20 protein-coding genes are annotated in these 22,701 nt (G+C 47.9%); 11 read left to right on the top strand and 9 right to left on the bottom strand.

What is annotated here, in order from left to right:
- Nucleotides 1-18 precede the first annotated feature (18 nt).
- Nucleotides 19-999: a Bug family tripartite tricarboxylate transporter substrate binding protein gene (locus tag ACM5Q9_RS04880; protein WP_418143604.1), complete on the bottom strand. Its 981-nt coding sequence runs from the start codon at nucleotides 997-999 to the stop codon at nucleotides 19-21.
- Between the two features lie 63 nt (nucleotides 1,000-1,062).
- The gene (locus ACM5Q9_RS04875) at nucleotides 1,063-2,634 is read right to left on the bottom strand and encodes an AMP-binding protein (protein WP_418143603.1); all 1,572 of its coding nucleotides are present in this window, start codon (nucleotides 2,632-2,634) and stop codon (nucleotides 1,063-1,065) included.
- Nucleotides 2,635-2,781: 147 nt separating this feature from the next.
- On the opposite strand from ACM5Q9_RS04875, the gene ACM5Q9_RS04870 reads away from it, so the two are divergent.
- From ACM5Q9_RS04870 to chrA, 3 genes are all read left to right on the top strand, one after another.
- Nucleotides 2,782-3,348: a TetR/AcrR family transcriptional regulator gene (locus tag ACM5Q9_RS04870; protein ID WP_418143602.1), complete on the top strand. Its 567-nt coding sequence runs from the start codon at nucleotides 2,782-2,784 to the stop codon at nucleotides 3,346-3,348.
- A gap of 152 nt (nucleotides 3,349-3,500) precedes the next feature.
- Nucleotides 3,501-4,496 (top strand): Bug family tripartite tricarboxylate transporter substrate binding protein, encoded by a 996-nt coding sequence (locus tag ACM5Q9_RS04865; protein WP_418143601.1) that lies wholly within the window; start codon nucleotides 3,501-3,503, stop codon nucleotides 4,494-4,496.
- Nucleotides 4,497-4,755: 259 nt separating this feature from the next.
- Nucleotides 4,756-5,964, top strand: coding sequence for a chromate efflux transporter (chrA, locus tag ACM5Q9_RS04860; protein WP_418143600.1), 1,209 nt, complete (start codon nucleotides 4,756-4,758; stop codon nucleotides 5,962-5,964).
- Between the two features lie 76 nt (nucleotides 5,965-6,040).
- Here chrA and ACM5Q9_RS04855 read toward each other — a convergent pair whose 3' ends face one another.
- The 3 genes from ACM5Q9_RS04855 to ACM5Q9_RS04845 form a co-directional block, all read right to left on the bottom strand.
- On the bottom strand, nucleotides 6,041-6,979 hold the full coding sequence (locus ACM5Q9_RS04855) for a metallophosphoesterase (protein WP_418143599.1): 939 nt from the start codon (nucleotides 6,977-6,979) through the stop codon (nucleotides 6,041-6,043).
- Between the two features lie 279 nt (nucleotides 6,980-7,258).
- The gene (locus tag ACM5Q9_RS04850; protein ID WP_418143598.1) at nucleotides 7,259-8,389 is read right to left on the bottom strand and encodes a CaiB/BaiF CoA transferase family protein; all 1,131 of its coding nucleotides are present in this window, start codon (nucleotides 8,387-8,389) and stop codon (nucleotides 7,259-7,261) included.
- Nucleotides 8,390-8,589: 200 nt separating this feature from the next.
- Nucleotides 8,590-9,216: a 2OG-Fe(II) oxygenase gene (locus ACM5Q9_RS04845; RefSeq protein WP_418143597.1), complete on the bottom strand. Its 627-nt coding sequence runs from the start codon at nucleotides 9,214-9,216 to the stop codon at nucleotides 8,590-8,592.
- 315 nt (nucleotides 9,217-9,531) lie between these two features.
- Here ACM5Q9_RS04845 and ACM5Q9_RS04840 point away from each other — a divergent pair, with 315 nt between their 5' ends.
- On the top strand, nucleotides 9,532-9,930 hold the full coding sequence (locus ACM5Q9_RS04840; protein ID WP_418143596.1) for a hypothetical protein: 399 nt from the start codon (nucleotides 9,532-9,534) through the stop codon (nucleotides 9,928-9,930).
- A gap of 61 nt (nucleotides 9,931-9,991) precedes the next feature.
- Here ACM5Q9_RS04840 and ACM5Q9_RS04835 read toward each other — a convergent pair whose 3' ends face one another.
- From ACM5Q9_RS04835 to trxA, 4 genes are all read right to left on the bottom strand, one after another.
- The gene (locus ACM5Q9_RS04835) at nucleotides 9,992-10,756 is read right to left on the bottom strand and encodes a 5'-methylthioadenosine/adenosylhomocysteine nucleosidase (protein WP_418143595.1); all 765 of its coding nucleotides are present in this window, start codon (nucleotides 10,754-10,756) and stop codon (nucleotides 9,992-9,994) included.
- Nucleotides 10,757-10,976: 220 nt separating this feature from the next.
- A complete protein-coding gene (locus ACM5Q9_RS04830) occupies nucleotides 10,977-11,168 on the bottom strand; it encodes a hypothetical protein (RefSeq protein WP_418143594.1) in 192 nt (63 codons plus the stop codon).
- A 220-nt stretch (nucleotides 11,169-11,388) separates the two neighbouring features.
- Entirely contained in the window at nucleotides 11,389-12,645 is a 1,257-nt protein-coding gene (gene rho / locus ACM5Q9_RS04825) for a transcription termination factor Rho (RefSeq protein WP_418143593.1), read from the bottom strand.
- Nucleotides 12,646-12,730: 85 nt separating this feature from the next.
- A complete protein-coding gene (trxA, locus tag ACM5Q9_RS04820; protein ID WP_418143592.1) occupies nucleotides 12,731-13,057 on the bottom strand; it encodes a thioredoxin TrxA in 327 nt (108 codons plus the stop codon).
- A gap of 288 nt (nucleotides 13,058-13,345) precedes the next feature.
- On the opposite strand from trxA, the gene ACM5Q9_RS04815 reads away from it, so the two are divergent.
- The 7 genes from ACM5Q9_RS04815 (at nucleotide 13,346) to rpsP (ending at nucleotide 22,621) form a co-directional block, all read left to right on the top strand.
- Nucleotides 13,346-15,241 (top strand): DNA topoisomerase IV subunit B, encoded by a 1,896-nt coding sequence (locus tag ACM5Q9_RS04815; RefSeq protein ID WP_418143642.1) that lies wholly within the window; start codon nucleotides 13,346-13,348, stop codon nucleotides 15,239-15,241.
- Nucleotides 15,241-17,547, top strand: a complete 2,307-nt coding sequence (parC, locus tag ACM5Q9_RS04810) for a DNA topoisomerase IV subunit A (protein ID WP_418143591.1) — start codon at nucleotides 15,241-15,243, stop codon at nucleotides 17,545-17,547. Before ACM5Q9_RS04815 ends, parC begins: the two co-directional genes overlap by 1 nt.
- A gap of 98 nt (nucleotides 17,548-17,645) precedes the next feature.
- Nucleotides 17,646-18,701, top strand: coding sequence for a CDP-6-deoxy-delta-3,4-glucoseen reductase (locus ACM5Q9_RS04805; protein ID WP_418143590.1), 1,056 nt, complete (start codon nucleotides 17,646-17,648; stop codon nucleotides 18,699-18,701).
- 124 nt (nucleotides 18,702-18,825) lie between these two features.
- The gene (locus ACM5Q9_RS04800) at nucleotides 18,826-19,224 is read left to right on the top strand and encodes a TrbG/VirB9 family P-type conjugative transfer protein (RefSeq protein ID WP_418143589.1); all 399 of its coding nucleotides are present in this window, start codon (nucleotides 18,826-18,828) and stop codon (nucleotides 19,222-19,224) included.
- 143 nt (nucleotides 19,225-19,367) lie between these two features.
- The gene (gene alaS, locus ACM5Q9_RS04795; protein WP_418143588.1) at nucleotides 19,368-21,983 is read left to right on the top strand and encodes an alanine--tRNA ligase; all 2,616 of its coding nucleotides are present in this window, start codon (nucleotides 19,368-19,370) and stop codon (nucleotides 21,981-21,983) included.
- Between the two features lie 2 nt (nucleotides 21,984-21,985).
- Nucleotides 21,986-22,225 carry a sulfurtransferase TusA family protein gene (locus ACM5Q9_RS04790; protein ID WP_418143587.1) on the top strand — a complete coding sequence of 80 codons (240 nt, stop codon included), beginning with the start codon at nucleotides 21,986-21,988 and terminating at the stop codon, nucleotides 22,223-22,225.
- A gap of 141 nt (nucleotides 22,226-22,366) precedes the next feature.
- Nucleotides 22,367-22,621: a 30S ribosomal protein S16 gene (gene rpsP, locus ACM5Q9_RS04785; RefSeq protein ID WP_418143586.1), complete on the top strand. Its 255-nt coding sequence runs from the start codon at nucleotides 22,367-22,369 to the stop codon at nucleotides 22,619-22,621.
- The last annotated feature ends 80 nt before the right edge of the window (nucleotides 22,622-22,701 follow it).

Genomic DNA, 22,701 nt, shown 5'->3' with positions numbered 1-22,701 from the left:
CTCCGTTTGTGTGATTTTTTACATTTTTGGAATGTTGGCTGCGCGAATGACATTTCCCCATTTTTCATATTCATTTTTTACAAAATTGGCGGTTTCATCTGGCGTGTAAATAACCGGGATGACCGATGCGGTATCCATTGTTTTGCGCAATTCAGGATTTTCTTGAGCTGCATTGATCAGTGCATTAAGTTTTTTAGTTGTGGCAAGCGGGGTGTTTTTAGGGGCAAAGGCAGCCAGCCAGCCAACGACCTCGAAACCTGGAACGCCTGATTCCGCAATAGTCGGCACATTGGGCAACTCCTTGGTTCGTTGTGCAGTTGTGACGGCCAAGGCTTTTACCTTGCCGGATTTGGTCTGGTTAACTGCCGCGCCAATATTGCCGAACATGAAATCAACATGCCCGCCTATGAGGGCTGACATGGCTTCAGCAGGACCACCGAACGGGATGTGCGTGTAGTTAAGGTCCTTGACTTCCATTTTCAGTAGTTCTGCCGCCAGGTGTGCCGAACTGCCTATGCTGCCCGAGGCATAATTAAGTTCATTTTTGCTGTTTCTGATGTACTCAATAAATTCCTCAAAGGTATTGGCCGGGAAATCCTGTTTCACCAGAAGCACATTTCCATTCATCCCAAACATCGCAATGGGTTGAAAATCCTCAAGCGGATTGTAAGGCGCTTTTCCCATCATTTGCGGAGTAATGGCATGGGTAACATTGGTGCCCAGCAATAGGTTATAGCCATCAGGTGCTGATTTGGCAACATGATTGGCGCCGATGGTGGCACCTGCACCGGGACGGTTTTCAACAATAATGGGCTGCTTCAGGGTATCGGACAGATGCTTTGCAAAAGTCCTGGCCGTCAGGTCTGTTACGCCTCCTGCTGCAAACGGAACGGTTAAATGAATTTGTTTTGTGGGGTACTCAGATGCAGCATGTGTTGTGCTGCTTAGTATTCCCATGGAAACGCAACCTGCAATGAGTAAAAGTTTTTTTAAAATCATTAATGTCTCCTTGTATTATGCATGTCGAATGACTGTTTGCATTTTTATAGTATTGCAGGCGTCTTAGCTCACCTGCCTGTCCTGCTGGTTCCAGAATTTACTGCGAATGGTTTTTTTATCGATTTTTCCTAAAGAGGTTAAGGGAAGCTGTTCTTCAAAAAATATGGCTTTAGGGGTGTTTACCGGGCCTTTTTCTTTAAGTATGAAATCAATCAATTCTTCCTTGGTTGGTTGTAAACCCGGCTTTAAAACAACCACCGCAGTGACTTCTTCTCCCCATTTCTCGTGTGGCACACCTATTACTGCAGACATGGCAATGGCAGGGTGTGTGGCAAGGCAATTTTCAATTTCGCTGGGATAAACATTAAAACCACCCGAAATAATCATGTCTTTGGCACGGTCAACGATGTACAGGTAACCTTGTTCATCTTCCCTAGCCATGTCACCTGTATGCAGCCATTGGCCGGCAAAAACTTTTTCATTTTCTTCAGGGCGGTTCAGGTAGCCTTCCATGACCAGCGGTCCGCGAACACAGATTTCACCGATTTCTCCTGGTGGTACTTCATTCAGTTCGGCATCAAGTAATTTGACCTGGTTGCCTGGTATAACCCGGCCGCAGGAACGAAGCAAATGCGGGTGGGCGGGATCATGGTCTTCCTTGCGTAAATAGCTGATGACCATTGGTGCTTCGGCCTGGCCATAGAGTTGTCCAAAAACCGGTCCAATTTTTTTAAGGGCTTCTTGCAGGCGTGCAGGTGCCATAGGTGAGGCACCATACAAGATCAATTCAAGACTGGACAGGTTGGCCTGTTCCAGTTGTGGTGAGTCAAGCAGGCCATAAATTTGGGTGGGCACCATAAAGGTGGCATTGATCTGGTGTTGTTGAACATATTCCATGAAAGTTTCAGCAGAATACTTGTCCAGCAAATACATGGCTCCGCCACGCAGAAAAATCGGCAAGACAAAAGAACCGGCGGCATGGGAGATAGGGGTGGTTGCAAGAAACCGGATGGCTTGTGGCCATTCATAGTGGGCCAGTTGGTAATTCACCATGGTGACCGCTGTGCGGTGTGTTTGCAAAATTCCTTTGGAGCGGCCAGTCGTGCCGCCAGAATATGAAATTTTTGTGTAGTCACCAGGTTGTGTCTCAATGGTGATTGGTGTGTCACTCATTGTGGATGCTTGCTGCAAGAGGCCGGCATCAATGGGAGAGGGAGCCAAGGTCAGGACCTGCTCAACAATTTTCTGTTGATGCAGGGCTTGTGTGCGTTCTGGAAATTTGCCGGCATCGGCAATTAGCATGCGTGTTCCTGAGTCTTGTAACACAAAAGCGTGATCGCTTTCCGAGGCCATGGGATGCAGGGAAATATATCGTAAACCCATTAGTTGAACGGCAATAAGTGTAATTAAGGAATCAATGCTATTGCTTAGAAGCAGCGCCACGGTATCCTGGCGTTTCATGTCTTTACTTTGGAGCAGACGGGCAATCTGGAAGGATTTGGCAGCGACTTCCCGGTAAGTAAGGTGCTGTTTTGTATCTATTAGCGCAGTACGGTCTGGATATGCCTTGAAAGCGGAAAGAAAAAGCTCAGGTACAGTGGTGCTGTTGTAGAGTGTTTGATTGTTGTTTCCCATGGATTGTCTCTGTTGTTGTGGTACCAATTAATTAGTTATGGTACCGTTTGAGTAAATAATAGGGTTGTTGCGGTACCAAGTCAATAGGGAAAGTACCAAAGCTATTCAGGCAAGTTATAATTCCAATCTTTGAAGACGGAACTAACAATGGCACGACGGACAGAAGAGGAATTCAAGCAGGAATTAACTGCATTGTTAATTACGGAGGGAATTTCCAAATTAACCATTGCTGAAATTGCAGCCCGGCTGAAGTGTTCAAGAAGACGGATTTATCAGATTGCCCCTACCAAAGAGGAATTGTTTATTGATATTTGTCGTGAACTATTCAATTCAAAGCTTGAGCGGGGTTTTGCCATGGCTAATCAGGAAAGTGAACCCACCAAGATCATTAAGGTTTATTTAACGGCGACATTGAATGCATCGGGCATTGGAAAAGCTTGCCTGGTTGATCTGGAAGCAACGGAGCAGGGCAGAAAGTTGTTTGATGAATACCAATTGGCCCGCATCAGAGGGTTGGAAGGAATTATTGAAGAAGGGATCAAGCAAAATGTATTCACTTCATATAATTCAAGGCTGGTATCCGAGGCTATTTTGGGGGCGGCGCAGCGGCTAAGGAATCCGGTTTTTCTTGAAGAAATCGGGATGAGAATTGGAGATGCCTTTGAGCATTTTTATCAATTGGTCTTGGATGGTTTGTTGAAAAGAAACGATTAGCCCTGTAAAAAATGGCGTTTTTTTATGCAAGCTTTTATTTCATGAAAGCCTGCTTTCCAAATTGATGAACGAGGATATGTACCAATATTTTTAAGCTGGTTTTCACGGTACGCTCCAGCCATTAGATTATTATTTTGATGGTGGAGATTATCTTGAAGTTGTTGACCAAATTTACTGTTGTTTCTGCATTTGTCTTATCCCAGGGCCTGACCTTGCAGGCTGCTAATGCGCAACAAGCCAATGATTTTCCAAATAAATCCTTAAACTATATCGTGCCGTTCCCGCCTGGCGGGCCCTCTGATGTTGCCGGACGTGTGTTGGCAGATGCCTTGGGCAAAAAACTGAACCAGACCATTGTGGTCGAGAATAAATCCGGGGCGTCCGGTTCTATTGGTATTAATCAGTTAATCAGGAGCAAGCCCGATGGATATACCGTTGCCAGCCTGGCTGCTCCTAGCCTGACGGCACCATTTATTTTGTCCCAACCTCCTTATGACCTTGAAAAAGATGTCAAATCAGTTGGGATCGCGTACATTACACCGCTAGTGATTGTAGTAAATGCCAAAAAATATCCTGACATTACCGATATGAAATCATTGGCACAAGCGGCTAAAAACAGCAAAGAGGGTATTAACTATACTTCTGCAGCCATAGGCAGTACTGCTAACCTAGCCATGGAATTGATTAAAAAAGACCTGGGCATCAATATGACACATATTCCTTTCCGTGGCAGTGCACCGGCAGTAACGGCTGTACTGGCCGGTGATGTGCCAATTATGTATTCTGATTTGGTGGCGGTGCTTGCACAGATTAAGGCCGGCAATTTGCGTCCCATTGCGGTTAATACGGAACAGCGTCTTGAGGAGTTGCCCGAAGTTCCCACCTTAAAAGAGCAGGACATCCAGGCAAGCAAGGCCGTGTCATGGTCTGGCTTGTTGGTACCCAAAGATACGGCAGACGGTACGGTAAAGATTTTGTCTGATGCCTTGGAAAGCGTTGTTAACGATCCAGCCATTCAGACTCGCCTGAAAGCGGTGGGCGCGTATCCTTTCTATACCGATTCGAAAACCATGCAGGAAACCATTGCCAGGGATTCTGCCATCTGGTCTGAGGTCATTGAAGAGAACAATTTGAGGCAACAGAATTGATTGTGATTTAATTCAATCTTCAAATGGATAGGGCCCATCAAATTTTCCACACGGAACTACATGGGTCAGTAGGCGTTTTTCATCTGCATCCCAGACATACAGAAAAAATGATGCCGGTTCAAGTATCCAGCTTCTAAAGTGCCCGTTTGGGTGTTGTAAACAAACAGCCTTTACCTGTTACTGTAGTGCTTTAAAAAGTGGTTTCGTCATAAACAAGCATTAGCATGTAGGACTGTCGCATACATGGAAAAAAGATAGCATGACCCATTCATTTGAACCCGACCGCAGTGCATGGAGGGTTTTTCTTGTTTTTCTGAAGCTTGGCCTGACTTCTTTTGGTGGCCCTGTTGCGCATTTGGGGTATTTTCGGGAAGAGTTAGTGGTTAAGCGGCACTGGTTAAGCGATCGTACCTATGCCGACTTGGTATCTTTGTGCCAGTTTTTGCCGGGGCCAGCCAGTAGTCAGGTGGGCATGGCATTGGGATTGTCCAGGGCTGGATATGCGGGTGCATTTGCAGCCTGGGCAGGCTTCACATTGCCATCGGCTATCGCCCTGGTTTTATTTGCGCTGGGTCTTGCCAGTTATGGACATGCCATCGATCAAGGCATGCTACAGGGGCTCAAGGTGGTTGCGGTTGCCGTAGTGGCGCAGGCAGTATGGGGCATGGCGCGCAATCTTTGTCCTGATGCCCTGCGGGTCACGCTCATGATGATAGCAGCTTGTTTGGTGTTGCTGGTGCCATCGGTGTGGATACAGGTAGCCGTGATTGCCGCTGCAGGTGTGGCAGGATTGTGGTTGTTCAAATCAAAAGAAATTAAACCGCATGATCCGTTACCCATTATGGCAGTAACCAAAAAGGCCGGAATAGCCTGGCTGGTTATTTTTGCTGGTCTGCTGCTTGGTTTGCCGTTGTTGGTAAAGGTATTTCCTGGTCAGTCGCTTGCCATGTTTGATGCATTTTATCGTGCCGGATCGCTGGTTTTTGGTGGCGGGCATGTTGTCTTGCCGTTATTACAGGCAGAAGTGGTACCTTCAGGTTGGGTTGACAATAATGCTTTCCTGGCCGGTTATGGGGCAACTCAGGCAGTTCCGGGCCCTTTGTTTACCTTTGCTGCTTTTTTGGGAGCGGCCATGAACCAGTCTCCGACGGGATGGCTGGGCGGGATGCTTTGTTTGGTCGCTGTGTTCTTGCCTTCTTTCTTGCTGGTTGCCGGTACCTTGCCTTTTTGGGAGCAACTGCGTCGCAATGCCGGCATGCAATCAGCTTTAATGGGTATTAATGCTGCGGTTGTGGGTTTATTATTGGCGGCCTTGTATCAGCCTATCTGGACCAGCGCCATTCTTGCCCCACAAGATTTTTGTTTGGCCCTATTTGGTTTCGTGGCACTGGTTTTCTGGAAATTGCCACCTTGGCTGGTGGTGGCTTGTAGTGGTTTGGCGGGGTGGGTTTTGCCGATGGTCGTGTAGCCATATGGCGCCGTTTATCAAGAATCCATCTGGTGTACAGGATGGGTTAGGGCTTGGCACAGAAGGAATGTAAATATCAGCTTACCCAGACAAACCGGTCACGCAGTAATTCGGTTTCTCCTTGCCATCGGTAAGCACATAATTTTCCTTTTGTGACTGATTTCGTATTGCGTGCTGCAATGCTGTAATCCAGGCAGGCAATATAGGGCGTGAGGGGTTCTGGTTCTCCGGTCATCCAGTAGTGGCCTACAAACAGGGGTTTGTCTTCCTGATAGCCTGGCACCACATCATCTGGCACGGGAATATGGGGAATTTGTTCAATGGCGCTGGGTGGCACCATGGCCAGATCACGATAGGTTAGTCCATTCAGTTCCCACCATTGGGCCCTTATTTCGTTACGAAAATTGCCATCCTTGTCATCAAAACCGTAACCCGAAGGCAGTTCTATGTTCAGGCCTTTCAAAACGGTTTCCAGTGCTTCGAAGGTTTCGGTTCCTTTTGCACTCAAGATTGACCAGGCTTCAGGACGTATGCGGTTCTGGTCATCCAGAAAGGGGGCCAGTATTGTTAATGAAGGTACGTGCCAGCAAGCATGGATGACCCTGAAACCGGGAAACTCCAGGAAAAGGGGCAAGCTGGCAAACCAGTTGGTGATTTCCTGATGCAGGCTAGAGTCTTCGATAACCTGTTCCAGAAATGTTTGGTGCTGCCGCAAATATCTTTCTGTATGGGGCCGTAGAAATTCACCTGGCTTCCGGGGGTTGTGCATTGTCCAGGCCACGGCGTTGAATTCATGATTTCCCATGACGGCTAGTGCAGCATTGTTTTCTACCATCGCTTTGGCAATCAGGACGGTTTCCACTTGCTCGGGCCCACGGTCGATAAAATCGCCCAAAAAAATCACTTTGCGTTCCGGGTGTTGCCAATAGCCGTTTTTTTCAATGTAGTCCAGCTTGGCAAGCAGCTGTTTCAGGGGTTGGGCATAGCCGTGAATATCACCAATCAGATCATACATGTTGAGTTTTGGTCAGAAGCGTTCTTGTAAATTTCTTGTGGAGTCTGATTATATTTTTTATGTGTGGCTAGAAAAAGAATTTATTGCATATTGTTAAATTTTTTTCTGTAAAGCAGGTTATATACCTGGGTCAGGTTGTATTTATTAACTTGAAAACAGCATACTAAGCTAATCGCGTTACCAATTCATGACTGGTAACGCTACAGTCTTATAAGCAAAAAAACTCAGCAATATTCCCAAAACAGGTAAATAATCCTGGTCAAGGATGATGGGTATTACTTATTTAATCAGGCCTATTTGCCTGAATTTTTCAAGGTCGTCGTTTCCGTAACCCAGTTCATTCAGTATTTCTGCTGTGTGATGGCCGTTTTTAAAAATCTCGCCGGGTGTGGCTGGGGTTCGGCTAAGGCGGGGTGAGGCGGCTGGCGCAGTCATTCCATTGATCTTGATGAAATTGTTGCGGCTGGTATTGTGCGGGTGGCTGGCAGCCTCTTCAAAATCCAGGACAGGGGCAAAACATGCATCAGTGCCTTCCAGCAGCTCGCACCATTCCTGGCGGGTTTTGCTTTTGAACAGTTCGGTAAATTTTTGCTTTATTTCAGGCCAGGCTGATTTATCCATTTGCCGTGCAAAAATTGGATCTGTCAGTTCGCATTTTTCTAGCAGTAACTGGTAAAACTGTGGCTCAATTGCCCCAATTGAAATATATTTACCGTCTTTGCAGGTATAGCAGGTATAGAAAGGTGCACCACCATCCAGCAGGTTTGCTTCGCGCTGGTTTTGCCATTTCCCCTGTTCCAGTAAGGAATGGTAGATGGAGCCAAGCGTTGACGCGCCATCGGAAATGGCGGCATCAATAACTTGCCCTTTGCCGGATTTTTGTGCTTCGAAAAGAGCGCACACAATACCAAAAGCCAGCATCATTGCGCCACCACCCTGATCCCCAACCAGATGTAATGGTGGGGCAGGGGGGCGGTCAGCCTGTCCCATTGCATGCAGGACGCCCGTCAGGGAAAGATAGTTGATATCGTGACCGGCGGTTTTTGAGAGTAACCCGGTTTGTCCCCAACCAGTCATGCGGCTGTAGATGAGTTTGGGATTCTGTTCAAAACAAACATCGGGGCCCAAGCCCAGCTTTTCCATTACACCGGGCCGGAAGCCTTCAATTAAAACGTCACTGCGGGCAATCAGCTTGTGTAATATTTCCTTGGCATGGTCTTTTTTTATATCCAGCGCAATCGTTCTGCGTCCACGGTCAACCACGGTACCGCCACTGCCCAGCAAGCTTTCGGTCAGCCTGTCTATGCGAATAACCTCGGCGCCCATATCGGCAAGCATCATGGCACAAAAGGGCGCTGGCCCAATGCCGGCCATTTCAACCACACGAATCCCTTTTAACGGTCCACTCATTACAACGTCTCCTTTTATTCTTTTAAATTTGAAAAATGAATTGATTCATCAGGCCTTTGGTTTTTAGCCAAGTCTCAATTCAAGCAACGATTATATTACACAACCATTCAATTGCATTTTTTGCTGTTTACAAAGGCCAATCCATTCAGGATCAAGAATGGATTGGCAGCTTGCCTTGACTCAAAGGTATAAAATCAATATCAGGCGGCCAGGTCAAAAAACTTTTCATCATCTCTGAACCAGCCGGTTATGCTCCAGCGTGGTTTTTGGCAGGGTAATACTTCATGTTCAATCAGGTCACTTCTGAAAATGACAGTCCTGCCGGCAACAGGCAGGACGCGATGCATTTCCTGCAGCGGGTTTTCCGGGTCATATAAAACCAGTTCGCCACCGTCTTCTTGTGTCCATTCCGGGTTCAGGTAGGTCACCAGGGTAATTTTTCTGAAAGTGGTGTTTTTGTGCTGGTCCAGATGGCGGGCATAACCGGTACCCGATGCATAACGGGCAAAGTGTAATTCCATGTGTTTGAGGCCCAGAAAAAAATACCGGTTTAATGCTTGCTGCATTAAACCGGTTAATTTAAATATTTCCTGGCTGGCGGGATATTGGCTTTCTGGTTCAAGCCAAAGGATAGCATCGCCGCGAATAGAGGTTACCCGTGCCAGTTGCTGTTCGCGTCCGATACGGGCATCATGGAACTGGCCTTGTTCCCAGCGTTGCTGCCCTTCAATAAATAAACGGTGTGCCAGGGTAGCAGGCATTAGCCTGTCGCAAATTGCCCAGCCCTTGCTTTCCAGGGCTGTTAAAATGTCATTTATTGCATTCATGATGAAGTTGCCAGATTAAAAAAAGATCGACTCGAATCGCAATCTCCCGAGGTTTTTGATGAGCGGGTTATACAGTTGTTTTATTAAGGTTTTTTCGATTGGGAAAGACGGATAAATATAAATCCGGGAGGTGATTTTATATGGACTTGGGTGGACTGTACAGAATTTTTTTAAAGTTAAGTACTTGGATTTAACCCGAAAAACATCGGATAAATAAAAGCGGTTTTTGTATTTATTGTCTTGATAAAGATTGAATGGGCAATTTTGCCAGAAAAGGAAATCATGAAAATTCTTTCAAAAAAATGGCTTCTGATAATGTTGCTGTGGCCAAATTTAGGCAGTCCGCAAAACGTACCGGAAAAAACCAAAGAGGCAGTTTTTATCGCTTCTTTTGATTATTATTTTTTGCATGAGTTTTGTGCGGACCTTGATCCAGCGCTGTCCGCTGATCGTCTTGAGCATAATATGCAGGAAGATGTCCAGCAATTGCTGCCGCTTAATAATCAGCAAGCCACCCGGTTTGTTGGTGATTTTATCAGTAGTTACAATGAGTTGGTTTCAGATGATGGGGAATATGGACATGCAATTTCTAACCGTATTGAGCAGTTTAACGCCATTAATACTTCGGTTAAGCAGGAAAGTTGCCGTTCCATGAACCAGGACAGACGTGAGCAGTTTCGCCACGCGCTAAAGCTGCTGAAATCTGCGCTGTAGCCAATAAATGCCTGCATATTTGAAGGCATGAGTCGGCAGATACCGGCAACTGTTTGGCGGTTTAATTCAGGCTGGTTTCTAAAAATCGCCTTAAAATCCCAGCTGAATAAAATCGTGCTACTTGCTCCAGAAAAGCACTGAAATCAATGTGTGCCGAACCGTCAGCCTGGTCGGAGATGATGCGGACAACGGCAAAAGGTACCTCATACTCATAACAAATCTGGGCAACCGAGGCTCCTTCCATTTCTACACATAAGGCAGCGGGTAAGTCCTGTTGTAATTGCATCGAATGGTTTACATCACTGACAAAACAATCCCCGCTAATGATCATCCCTGTATGGCATTGCGGATTGTGAAGCCTGAATGTTTCTCGGGAAGTGGGATCAAGTTCCAGGTTTAGGTCATTACGGATGTAATCTTGTGTGCATTGGTGTAGTTGTGCCGAAAGGTTTGCGTCAGCGTTGAAATGGCTTACACCCAACAAGGGAATTTCATAACGGGGAAATAGCGGGCTGGCGTCGATATCATATTGTAATAATTGGCTCGCCACTACCACATCACCGACGTTGACTTTTTGATTGATGCTGCCGGCAACTCCCGTGAATAGTATGGCGTTTGCCTTGAATTCCCGGATAAGCGTAACCGTGGTTGCTGCAGCGGCTACTTTCCCGATGCGGCAAAGAACGACCACACAGGGACGCCCCATAAGCGTGCCTTCGTGGTAATCACGCTGGCCAATACGATGAGTTTTTATATTTGGTTCCATGAGCGCCAAAAGGCTGGCAATTTCCTGGTGTAAGGCGGCAATAATTCCTAAAGCAGACATGTTTTGACGTGATGGATATTAAACAAGCTCATATTGTAAGCCCGGGCAGGCATTAAAGCATGTGAACCATGGTTTTGTGCAAAGAAGACAGCTGGGATAAATGGGGGCCGTACGGATAGTATCGCTGAATGATTGATGCGTTGGTATAAAAATAGAAGTGCAGTACGACTGTTGGGTCTGGTTGGCCTGATTAACCCATCAGGCCATTGGCAGGTCAGGATTATTGTGCGCCTTTTTCATGTTTGGGAACCCATTTTCCATGTGCGTCTTTCACTACTTCAATCAGCCCTTCCATGGGGTTTGAAAGCGAGCCTTCCCACATGGGTTTGGTTGCAATCCAGTGTTGAAGTGAGTGGACTTCACCGGTATCCGGATCCATCAGCATCAGTTTTTGCTCTTTATCCTTTTCCATCTTTATCTCCTGTAGTGGTGCGACATAAAAAAATGCCTGAAAAGATTTTGGGCCGGAATAAATTATTATTGTTGTCAATTCTTTATATCAAGCATAACGTATTGTTCATCACAATACAAACACCTGCTACCTGCATGTTGTCGCAACAGAATGAAAGCAAAGCATTAAAAACAAAAAAGCCCGTTATTTAACAGGCTTTTTGTTTGCTTGATGATGAAAATTATTTTTTCATCATATCGAAAAACTGGTCATTGTTTTTCGTTGCGCGGATTTTATCCATAATGAATTCCATGGATTCAATTTCATCCATTTCATGAATAAATTTACGCAGCACCCAGACTTTTTGCAAGGTTTCGGGCTTCATTAGCAGTTCTTCGCGTCGTGTGCCGGTTTTGTTCAGGTTGATGGCAGGATACAGGCGTTTTTCAGCCAGGCGACGCTCAAGATGAACCTCGGAGTTGCCGGTGCCTTTAAACTCTTCGTAAATGACCTCGTCCATGCGGCTGCCGGTTTCAATCAGGGCAGTGCCAATAATGGTAAGGGAGCCGCCTTCTTCAAGGTTACGTGCTGCGCCAAAGAAGCGTTTGGGGCGTTGCAGTGCGTTGGCATCCACACCACCGGTTAATACTTTACCCGAGGCCGGTACAACCGTGTTGTAGGCGCGGGCCAGACGGGTGATGGAGTCCAGCAAAATAACCACGTCTTTTTTCAGCTCAACCAGACGCTTGGCTTTTTCAATGACCATTTCAGCTACTTGTACGTGACGGGTAGCGGGTTCGTCAAACGTAGAGGCAACCACTTCACCGCGAACGGTGCGTTGCATTTCAGTCACTTCTTCAGGACGTTCGTCAACCAGTAGGACAATCAGGACGGCATCCGGATAGTTGGCCGAGATGGAGTGCGCAATGTGCTGCATCATGACGGTTTTACCGGATTTTGGGCTGGCTACAATCAGTGCGCGCTGGCCTTTGCCCATAGGGGCGAAAATATCCAGGATCCGACCGGTGTAGTTTTCTTCGCTTTTGATATCACGCTCGAAAATCATCGGTTTGTTCGGGTGCAATGGCGTGAGGTTTTCGAACATGATCCGGTGTTTCATCAGTTCAGGGGCCACACCGTTGACTTTTTCAACCTTGACTAATGCAAAATAACGCTCGCCGTCTTTGGGAACACGAACTTCACCTTCGATGGAGTCGCCAGTATGCAGGTTGAAACGGCGAATTTGTGAGGGGGAAATATAAATGTCGTCTGTGCTGGCCAGGTAAGAAGTTTCTGGAGAGCGCAGGAAACCAAAGCCGTCAGGAAGAACCTCGAGGACACCATCACCGAAAATTTGTTCGCCTTGTTTTGCCCGTCGTTTCATGATGGCAAACATGAGTTCTTGCTTGCGAAAACGGTTTGCGTTGTCTATTTCCAGGGTGGCTGCCATTTCAAGCAGCTGCGACACATGCAGTGCCTTGAGTTCATTAAGATGCATTATTTTTAATAAGAATAAAATAGGGAATGAGAAATTGGCGGGCTACGGATGAGCCCGCGCGACGAATAAAATACGTTGGATGATTTTAGAGGGCGCTATCGATAAAGCTGGTAAGTTGTGCTTTGTTAACGGCACCAACTTTGGTGGCAACGGCTTCGCCGTGTTTGAACACCATTAGGGTGGGGATACCGCGAATGCCGAATTGTGCAGCAACTTCAGGGTGATCCTGGACGTCTACCTTGACGACTTGCAGGCGTCCTTCGTATTCTTTGGCAACTTCTTCAAGGACGGGGGCAATGGCTTTACAGGGGCCACACCAAGGTGCCCAATAGTCAACCAGTACGGGTTTGTCAGACTTGAGAACATCAGCGTTAAAGCTGGCTTCAGTCGCGTGTTTGATAGTATCGCTCATACGAATTAAATTTTATATTGGTGAAATTTGAATAGCCAAGTACACTGGGAATGTAAGGTTGTCCGCTTGTTTCAGGAACAAAATGTGTACTGCGATTTGTGTAAGAATAACACTTATATCTAAAGATTGTACGAAAATGCCCGGATGGCACGACAAAATCACTAATCAGACTTTAAAATGTCTGTTTTTTTGCACAGTATAGAGACTAACGTGGCGATCAAAACAAGTTATGACGAGGCTTCCATCAGGGTTCTGAAAGGGCTTGAACCCGTTCGTGAGCGGCCTGGAATGTATACGCGGACTGAAAATCCGCTGCATATCATTCAGGAAGTCATTGATAATGCAGCCGATGAGGCGCTGGCCGGTTACGGAAAACATATCCAGGTTATTTTACACACGGATCATAGTGTGACGGTTGAGGATGACGGTCGGGGTATTCCGACTGGTCTGCATCCTGAAGAAAAAGTGCCCGTGGTTGAAATCGTATTTACCCGCCTGCACGCAGGGGGCAAGTTTGATAAAAAAGCGGGTGGTGCCTATGCGTTTTCTGGCGGTTTGCACGGGGTGGGGGTATCAGTAACCAATGCCTTGTCCCATCGTCTTGAAGTGCAGGTGTGGCGTGATGGCAAAATTAACGAACTGGTTTTTGCGGATGGTGGCAATGTACTTACTCCCCTGCACGTAACGTCTGGTTCAGCACCACGTAAAAAAACGGGTACGCGTGTCCGCGTCTGGCCTGATAGCAAATATTTTGATTCGCCCACTATCCCTCTGGCCGAGCTGGCACATTTGCTGCGTAGCAAAGCCGTGCTTATGCCAGGCATCAAGGTTTCATTAACCCTGGAAAAAACGGGTGAGTCGCGGCAATGGTACTATGAGGACGGCTTGCAGGGATATCTGAAAGAGGCCCTGGCTGATACCGAGTTGTTGATTCCCATGTTCGCTGGCAAAGAGTATGCAGGCAAAAACCATGAAACCTTTGCGGTGGGAGAAGGGGCTGAATGGGTGGTTTGCTGGACAACCGAAGGTGCGGTGATTCGTGAATCTTATGTCAATCTGATCCCCACTTCAGCGGGGGGCACCCACGAGTCTGGCCTGCGTGAGGGCCTGTTCAATGCATTAAAGAACTTTGCCGATCTGCACAGTTTATTGCCAAAGGGCATCAAACTGTTGCCGGAAGACGTTTTCTCACGGGCCAGTTTTGTGCTGTCCGCCAAGGTTCTGGATCCCCAGTTTCAGGGGCAAATCAAAGAACGCCTGAATAGCCGCGATGCGGTAAGGCTGGTCGGGGGATTTTCCAAAAGTGCCCTTGAATTGTGGCTGAACAGCAATGTTGAGTATGGTAAGAAACTGGCTGAACTGGCTATTCGCCAGGCCCAGGCCCGTACCCGCTCCAACCAGAAAATCGAGAAGCGAAAAAGCTCGGGGGTTGCGGTTTTGCCGGGCAAGCTGACTGATTGCGAATCACACGACAATACCCGTACGGAAGTTTTTCTGGTCGAGGGTGATTCGGCGGGTGGTTCTGCCAAGATGGGCAGGGATAAGGAATTTCAGGCGATTTTACCCTTGCGCGGTAAAGTGCTGAATGCCTGGGAAGTTGATCGGGACCGTCTGTTTGCCAATAATGAAATTCATGATATTTCGGTTGCGGTTGGTGTGGATCCGCATGGGCCAAATGATCATCCTGACTTGTCAGGCTTGCGTTATCGCCGCATTTGCATTCTTTCCGATGCTGACGTTGATGGCTCTCACATTCAGGTTCTGTTGCTGACGCTGTTTTACAAACACTTTCCGCGTCTGGTTGAAAATGGCTTTGTATTTATTGCCAAGCCGCCTCTGTTCAGGGTTGATGTGCCGGCACAGGGCAAGCGCCCAGCAAGGAAAATTTACTGTCTTGACCAGGCCGAACTGGATGCGGTGCAAGATAAACTGGTCAATGCCGAAGGGGTTAAGCAGTCTGCTTTGTCTATCAGCCGCTTCAAGGGCTTGGGTGAAATGAGTCCAGAACAGTTGTGGGAAACCACCATGAATCCGGATACCCGCCGTTTGTTACCGGTAGGCTACGGTGCATTGAGTCCTGAAGAGACTAATAATATGTTTGACATGCTAATGGGCAAAGGTGAGTCGTCACAGCGACGCGCCTGGATCGAAGATAAAGGCAATCTGGCCGAATTGGATGTGTAATGAGTGAATTGGATACGAAGTTGAATAACGAGCCCGGTGAAGAAGAAACCATCACGCTGGGGCATTATGCTGAGCAGGCCTATCTTGACTATGCGGTTTCAGTGGTAAAGGGCAGGGCTCTGCCCGACGTGGGTGATGGGCAAAAGCCTGTACAGCGCCGTATTTTGTATGCCATGAACGAAATGGGTTTGCGTGCCGGTGCCAAGCCGGTGAAATCCGCCCGGGTTGTGGGGGATGTGCTGGGTAAATATCACCCGCATGGTGACCAGGCCGCCTATGATGCCTTGGTTCGTATGGCACAAAGCTTTTCCTTGCGCTATCCGTTGGTAGACGGACAAGGCAATTTTGGCTCTCGCGATGGTGATGGTGCGGCCGCCATGCGGTATACCGAAGCCAGGTTAACGCCTATCGCTGCTTTGCTGCTTGATGAGCTTGATGAGGGTACGGTAGATTTTACGCCGAACTATGATGGCAGTCAGCAGGAGCCCCAAATGCTGCCGGCACGCCTGCCGGTCATGTTGCTAAATGGTGCCTCTGGCATTGCTGTTGGTATGGCCACAGAAATTCCTTCGCATAATTTGTATGAAGTGGCTCAGGCTTGTGTCACGTTGCTTAAGCAGCCTAAAACCAGTAATGAAGAGCTTTATGAAATTATTCCTGGCCCCGATTTTTCCGGGGGGGCGCAAATCATTTCTTCCCGTGAAGAAATTGCGGCCATTTATTCCAGTGGCAAGGGTTCTTTAAAAGCACGCGCCCGCTGGGTATTTGAAGAAATGGCACGTAGCCAATGGCAATTGGTGGTTACCGAATTGCCGCCGAATACTTCCGGGCAAAAAGTGCTGGAAGAAATCGAGGAAATCACCAATCCAAAAGTCAAGTCAGGCAAAAAATCTTTATCGGCCGAACAGCAGAACAACAAGGCCAGCATGCTGGCCATGCTGGATGCAGTGCGCGATGAGTCAGGCAAGGATGCGGCAGTAAGGCTTGTCTTTGAGCCTAAGTCTTCACGCATAGACCGTGATGAATTTGTCAATTTGCTGTTGGCTCACACCAGCATGGAAAGCAGTGTGTCTATTAACCTGGTGTGTATTGGGATTGACGGACGTCCACGCCAGCGTGATTTGCGGACCATTCTAGATGAATGGCTTGAGTTCAGGACGCAAACCGTCACACGCCGCAGTCGCCATCGTCTGGATAAGGTGCTTGACCGGATTCATGTGCTTGAAGGGCGGATGCTGGTATATCTGAATATTGATGAGGTCATCCAGACTATTCGTGATTCCGATGAGCCCAGGGTTGCATTAATGGATCGATTTAACCTGACCGAGCGCCAGGCGGAAGATATTCTGGAAATGCGTTTGCGTCAACTTGCACGTCTGGAAGGCATCAAGATAGAGCAGGAGTTGAAAGACAAGCAGCAGGAACAGCTCAAGCTGCAAGACTTGCTGGATAATCCCGGTGCCCTGAAACGCCTGATCATCAAGGAAATAGAAGCTGATGCCAAAAAATACGGTGATGATCGCAGAACGGTGATCCAGGAAGCGGAACGTGCCATAATTGAAACCAAAGTGGTGGATGAGCCGGTAACAGTGATTGTTTCTGAAAAAGGGTGGTTGCGTTCCCGTCAGGGGCATGGTCACGACATCAATCAATTCAATTTCAAATCGGGTGACAAGCTTTATGCTGCCTATGAGTGTCGAAGCACTGATACGGTTATAGGAATTGGTGATAACGGACGCGTGTATTCGGTGCCGGTGGGCAGTTTGCCTTCGGCGCGTGGCGATGGTCAACCCATTACTTCCATGGTTGATCTTGAAAGCGGGACGCACATTATTCATATTATTGCAGGTCCTACTAACGGTCGCTGGCTGTTGGCCCAAGCCGGTGGTCTGGGTTTCAGTGCCCGGGTGTCTGATATGAGCAGTCGCCAGAAAGCGGGCAAGCAGTTCATTACCCTTGAAAAAGGCGATGTCCTGATGCGTCCGGTTCCCCTGTTTGATAATGCCAAATACCTAGCCATGCTTACGGCAGCGGGACGTTTTCTGGTCATCGAATTAAGCGAAGTCAAGGCTTTGTCGGGTGGCGGAAGGGGAACGATCCTGATGACGCTGGATAAAAACGATAAGCTGGAGCAACTCATCCCGATTAGTGAACAGGGCCTGACGATCTCCGGCATCTACCGGAACAAGCAGGTTGATGAAATCCTGGCTTTGGGTGATTTGCAGGAATATATCGGCAAACGTGCCCGTAAGGGAAAGCAGCTTGATGTGCGTATGAAACAGGCGGTTCTTTTTCCGGTAATCTGACAGTAAACAATTTGCCCGTGCCTGATCGTGTCATAATTGCAAGAAGTTATGTCACGATCACTTTCATTTAAAATAAATAAACGAATTTTAAATATATTATGAGCTTCAATATTACGGTTCACCCAAGTAACCATCAATTTATTGCCAAAGAAGGGCAAACGATTCTTGATGCGGCTCTTGAGGCTGGCATCATTCTTCCATACAGCTGCAAAAGCGGTTCATGCGGTTCATGTAAAGGTAAGGTTCTTTCCGGAACCATAGAGCAGTCTCCAGCTGTTTCCCAGGTGGTCAGCGAGGAAGAAAAAGAGCAGGGCCTGACCTTGTTCTGTCAGGCAAGCGCCACCAGTGACCTTGAAATTGAAAGCCGCGAAATCCGCATGGCTAGCGATATTCAAGTCAGGAAAATGCCGGTTCGTGTGATCGAAATGGAAAAAGTGGCCGACGATGTCATGGTTCTCAAGCTGCAAATGCCCGCTGCCGAGCCATTCCGCTATTACGCTGGCCAATATGTTGAATTCATTCTTAAAGATGGCCGTCGCCGCAGTTATTCCATGGCTTCGGCGCCTAATGGCAATGAACCTGTAGAGCTGCATATTCGCCATATGCCTGGCGGTGTTTTTACCGATCACGTGTTTGGTACTGGCGCCACGCAAATGAAAGTGCGTGAAATCTTGCGTGCGGAAGGGCCGCTAGGCTCGTTCTTCTTGCGTGAAGACTCTGACAAGCCGATTGTGTTCATCGTTAGCGGAACCGGTTTTGCGCCGGTCAAAGCCATGATGGAAGCCCTTATTGAAAAAGGCATTACCCGCCCGGTTACCCTGTATTGGGGCGGCCGCAGGCCAAAAGACCTGTACATGAGCGAGCTGGTCAAGCAATGGGAACAACAATTGCCATTCTTTACTTTTGTGCCGGTTATTTCCGATGCCTTGCCTGAAGATAATTGGCGTGGTCGCACGGGGTTTGTGCATAAGGCAATTGTTGAGGACTTTCCTGATTTGTCGTCACATCAGGTTTATGCCTGTGGCGCACCTATTATGGTAAGCAGTGCCCGTAAAGAGTTTGTGGCCAACTGCAGCCTGCCTGAAAGCGAGTTTTATGCCGACTCCTTTACTTCCGAGGCGGATACGGCAATGCAGGAAGCCGCCAAGGCCTGATTTTTAGGCTGATATTGTTTTGTACGGCATGCTGCGTTTTTATCCGTCCGTAAATTTCGCAGCTTGTCGGGCTATTTTTTCCGTTGCATGATGCTTGGGTTTTGTAATTTCAATCAGGCTAAACATGACAGGAAAAAATCGGCTTTTGGGCTGTCTGCTATTGGCAGGCGTGCTGGCGGGTTGCGCTACGCAGCCCGAATGGCTGGTCCGTAAACGGCTTTACCCCCAATGGGAAATATCCAACCGCAGCGTAAACCAATATTCTTTTGATTGGTCGTTAAGTGGCGACCCTGCTATTGCGCCTTTGCAGGTTTTTAGTACGGGCGATGAAATATGGTTGCAGTTTGCGCCTGATGTTGCGGTACCGGCAATTTTTGCTGCTTATCCTGAGGGTGAGAAACCCTTGCCTTATCATCGTAATGATCCATATGTCGTTATCAAGGGAAACTGGGCGGAATTGTCGTTAAGGGCGGGAAATCGCCTCGTTCGTGTGCAGCACTGGCAAGAAAACAACATCAGGTAAAAGGGTGCTTTAGGATGTTGAGTCTGGTTTTAACAGGTCATCCACCAGGGCATTTAACGTAGTAAAGTGTCAAAAATGCACTTATTTGTTAAACACCCCTTATAATTGGCGGTTAAATAAATTTATTCAGCCACTTTTACACGATGAAATCAGCAGAAATAAGACAAAAGTTTCTACAGTTCTTTGAGTCTAAAGGCCACACCATTGTTCCGTCTTCGTCATTGGTGCCCGGAAATGACCCAACCCTGTTGTTTACCAACTCAGGAATGGTTCAGTTCAAGGATGTCTTTACCGGTAAAGAAACCCGTCCGTACAAACGGGCGACCTCTTCACAGCGTTGCCTGCGCGCCGGGGGTAAGCACAACGACCTGGAGAATGTGGGTTATACCGCCCGTCATCACACTTTTTTTGAGATGCTCGGGAATTTCAGCTTTGGTGATTACTTCAAGCACGAAGCCATCCGGAATGCCTGGGAGTTGCTGACGCGGGTTTACAATTTGCCTGCTGAAAAACTTTGGGTAACGGTTTATCAGGAAGATGATGAGGCCTATGAGATCTGGAACAAGGAAGTAGGGGTTCCGGTTGAGCGAATCATCCGTATTGGTGACAATAAAGGCGCACGCTATGCGTCAGATAACTTTTGGCAAATGGCTGATACCGGTCCTTGTGGCCCTTGTTCAGAAATTTTCTATGATCATGGTCCCGATGTCTGGGGTGGGCCTCCCGGCTCTCCCGAAGAGGATGGGGATCGTTATATCGAGATCTGGAACCTGGTGTTCATGCAGTTTGATCGTGATGCCGCTGGTGTTATGCACCCACTGCCCCGTCCCTGTGTAGACACGGGTATGGGTCTTGAGCGGGTTTCTGCTGTTCTGCAACATGTGCACTCCAATTATGAAATTGATCTTTTCCAGAATCTGATCAAAGCAGCGGCGCGTGAAACCGGCGTGGCAGACCTGGAGCACAATTCACTTAAAGTCATTGCTGATCACATTCGTGCTTGCAGCTTCATGATTGTTGATGGTGTTATTCCTGGTAATGAAGGTCGCGGTTATGTGCTGCGTCGTATCATCCGTCGTGCTTTGCGTCATGGATACCAACTGGGTCAAATCAAGCCGTTCTTCCATAAGCTGGTGGCTGATCTGGTCAGGGAGATGGGTGAAGCGTATCCCGAACTGACCCAGCATCAGGAACGTGTAACCCAAGTGCTCAAGCAGGAAGAAGAGCGCTTCCAGGAAACCCTTGAAAAGGGCATGAAAATACTGGACGCCGAACTCGAGTTGACGGCAAAAGGTGGTGCCCTGAATGGCGAAACGGCCTTTACGCTTTACGATACTTTCGGTTTTCCTTTTGACTTGACGGCAGATATTTGCCGTGAACGAGGATACGAAGTTGATGAGGCGGGTTATGAAGAGGCCATGAACCGTCAGCGTGAAATGGCCAGGGCAAGCGGTAAGTTCAAAATGGCGCAAGGCTTGAGTTATTCTGGTGAGCAAACCCGTTTTGAGGGATATGAACGCCTGCAAACCAATGCCAAAGTGCTGGCCGTGTATGTGGATGGCTCGTTGGTTGAGTCCGCCCATGAAGGGCAGGATGCCGTTATCGTTCTTGATAATACCCCGTTCTATGCGGAATCAGGTGGTCAGGTTGGAGATACCGGTATTTTGTCTGGCTTCGGTACTCACTTCAATGTTCATGATACCCAAAAAATCCAATCCAGTGTTTTTGGTCATCATGGTACCGTCACTTTGGGTACCATCAAAACAGGTGATTCACTGGATGCGCATGTTGATGTGGAACGTCGCCAGCGTACCATGCGAAATCACTCGGTCACTCATATCATGCACAAGGCTTTGCGCCAGGTGCTGGGCGAGCATGTGCAGCAGCGTGGCTCATTGGTTGATCCGGATAAAACCCGGTTTGACTTTGCGCATGATGCACCGGTAGCCGCTGAGGAAATCGGCCGGGTAGAAGACATTGTTAATGCCGAGATCCTGGAAAATACCGAAGTTACCGCGCAGCTGATGTCTTACGATGATGCTGTGGCAGGCGGGGCAGTGGCGCTGTTTGGCGAAAAATACGATGACGAGGTTCGTGTGCTCGATATCGGCTTCTCCCGTGAGTTGTGCGGTGGTACGCACGTACATCGTACCGGTGATATTGGCATGTTCAAGATTGTGTCCGAAGGTGGCGTGGCAGCCGGTATTCGTCGAATTGAAGCCATTACGGGTAGCAATGCCCTGGCTTGGGTTCGTAACCTTAACAAGTCGGTTCAGCAGGCAGCGGCTTTCTTGAAGGCTAACCCGGCCGAGCTAGTAGAAAAGGCTCGCCAGGCGCAAGAACATATCCGTTCTCTTGAGAAAGAGGTTGATCAGCTGAAGGCTAAAGTGGCCTCTGCGGCCAGTGCCGATTTGTCATCCCAGGCGGTTGATGTGAATGGCGTCAAGGTATTGGCTGCTGTAATCAAGGGTGCAGATCCCAAATCACTGCGCGGCATGATCGACCAGCTTAAAGACAAGCTGAAAACCGCGGTAGTTGTGCTGGCGGCAGAGGCTGACGGTAAAATCAGCGTAGCAGCTGGTGTGACAGCTGATGTCACCAGCAAGGTCAAGGCCGGAGATCTGGTCTCTCATGTTTCTATCCAAATCGGTGGCAAAGGTGGTGGCCGCCCTGATATGGCAATGGGGGGTGGTACCGATCTTCAGGCTTTGGATGGGGCTATTGCAGGAGTTCTTGTCTGGGTTGAGGGTAAGTTATAAGCATGTCTGAAAAACATTCTTATGTCCTGGAGGTGGATGCCAGTGGTTTGGTTTGTCCGCTTCCTATCCTGAAAGCAAAAAAGGCATTGGCTACCATAGAAAGTGGCCAAATCCTGAAGGTCATTACGACCGACAAGAATGCTGTCAAGGATTTTCAGGCCTTTTCAGCCCAAACCAAAAATGAACTGGTGGCACAAGAGGTTCTTGACACCAGTACAGTGCATTACCTTAAACGCAGGTAGTGTATGTTGCCTATATGCCAAAAGCAGGGGGTTGTTGTTTTGCTTTTGGCAGGCTTTATAAATTAAGATTGCATTATGTTTGTATCTCTTGATATAATCACTCGTTTCATATTAATTTAATTTTACAAGAAAGGACTACCTATGGTGGTGATTCGTCTAGCCCGTGGTGGCTCAAAAAAACGCCCATTTTACAACATTGTTGCCGCTGATTCACGCAATCGTCGTGATGGTCGCTTCATCGAGCGTGTTGGTTTTTATAATCCTGTTGCCAAAGAAGGCACAGAGGCCCTGCGTATCGAACTTGATCGTGTGAACCACTGGGTTGGTAATGGTGCGCAGTTGTCACCAGTTGTACAGCGTTTGGTTAAACAGTTTTCTGCCAAAGCTGCTGCCTGATATTTTTCTGTCAGACAAAATGATTCGACCGTTTGCGATGGCTGGCGGTCGTTTTGTTTTTTGTGTGCGGCTTTTTGTTT

This window comes from Advenella sp. RU8 (genome assembly GCF_048381675.1).
Taxonomy (GTDB): domain Bacteria; phylum Pseudomonadota; class Gammaproteobacteria; order Burkholderiales; family Burkholderiaceae_B; genus Advenella.
The sequence above is the reverse complement of the archived record's forward strand: the minus strand, read 5'-3'. Positions and strand labels throughout refer to the sequence as shown.

Coding starts and splice junctions, on each gene's coding strand:
- ACM5Q9_RS04880 (WP_418143604.1), bottom strand. CDS start 999: ATGATTTTAAAAAAACTTTTACTCATTGCAGGTTGCGTTTCCATGGGA.
- ACM5Q9_RS04875 (WP_418143603.1), bottom strand. CDS start 2,634: ATGGGAAACAACAATCAAACACTCTACAACAGCACCACTGTACCTGAG.
- ACM5Q9_RS04870 (WP_418143602.1), top strand. CDS start 2,782: ATGGCACGACGGACAGAAGAGGAATTCAAGCAGGAATTAACTGCATTG.
- chrA (WP_418143600.1), top strand. CDS start 4,756: ATGACCCATTCATTTGAACCCGACCGCAGTGCATGGAGGGTTTTTCTT.
- ACM5Q9_RS04855 (WP_418143599.1), bottom strand. CDS start 6,979: ATGTATGATCTGATTGGTGATATTCACGGCTATGCCCAACCCCTGAAA.
- ACM5Q9_RS04850 (WP_418143598.1), bottom strand. CDS start 8,389: ATGAGTGGACCGTTAAAAGGGATTCGTGTGGTTGAAATGGCCGGCATT.
- ACM5Q9_RS04845 (WP_418143597.1), bottom strand. CDS start 9,216: ATGAATGCAATAAATGACATTTTAACAGCCCTGGAAAGCAAGGGCTGG.
- ACM5Q9_RS04840 (WP_418143596.1), top strand. CDS start 9,532: ATGTTGCTGTGGCCAAATTTAGGCAGTCCGCAAAACGTACCGGAAAAA.
- ACM5Q9_RS04835 (WP_418143595.1), bottom strand. CDS start 10,756: ATGTCTGCTTTAGGAATTATTGCCGCCTTACACCAGGAAATTGCCAGC.
- ACM5Q9_RS04830 (WP_418143594.1), bottom strand. CDS start 11,168: ATGGAAAAGGATAAAGAGCAAAAACTGATGCTGATGGATCCGGATACC.
- rho (WP_418143593.1), bottom strand. CDS start 12,645: ATGCATCTTAATGAACTCAAGGCACTGCATGTGTCGCAGCTGCTTGAA.
- trxA (WP_418143592.1), bottom strand. CDS start 13,057: ATGAGCGATACTATCAAACACGCGACTGAAGCCAGCTTTAACGCTGAT.
- ACM5Q9_RS04815 (WP_418143642.1), top strand. CDS start 13,346: ATGTATACGCGGACTGAAAATCCGCTGCATATCATTCAGGAAGTCATT.
- parC (WP_418143591.1), top strand. CDS start 15,241: ATGAGTGAATTGGATACGAAGTTGAATAACGAGCCCGGTGAAGAAGAA.
- ACM5Q9_RS04805 (WP_418143590.1), top strand. CDS start 17,646: ATGAGCTTCAATATTACGGTTCACCCAAGTAACCATCAATTTATTGCC.
- ACM5Q9_RS04800 (WP_418143589.1), top strand. CDS start 18,826: ATGACAGGAAAAAATCGGCTTTTGGGCTGTCTGCTATTGGCAGGCGTG.
- alaS (WP_418143588.1), top strand. CDS start 19,368: ATGAAATCAGCAGAAATAAGACAAAAGTTTCTACAGTTCTTTGAGTCT.
- ACM5Q9_RS04790 (WP_418143587.1), top strand. CDS start 21,986: ATGTCTGAAAAACATTCTTATGTCCTGGAGGTGGATGCCAGTGGTTTG.
- rpsP (WP_418143586.1), top strand. CDS start 22,367: ATGGTGGTGATTCGTCTAGCCCGTGGTGGCTCAAAAAAACGCCCATTT.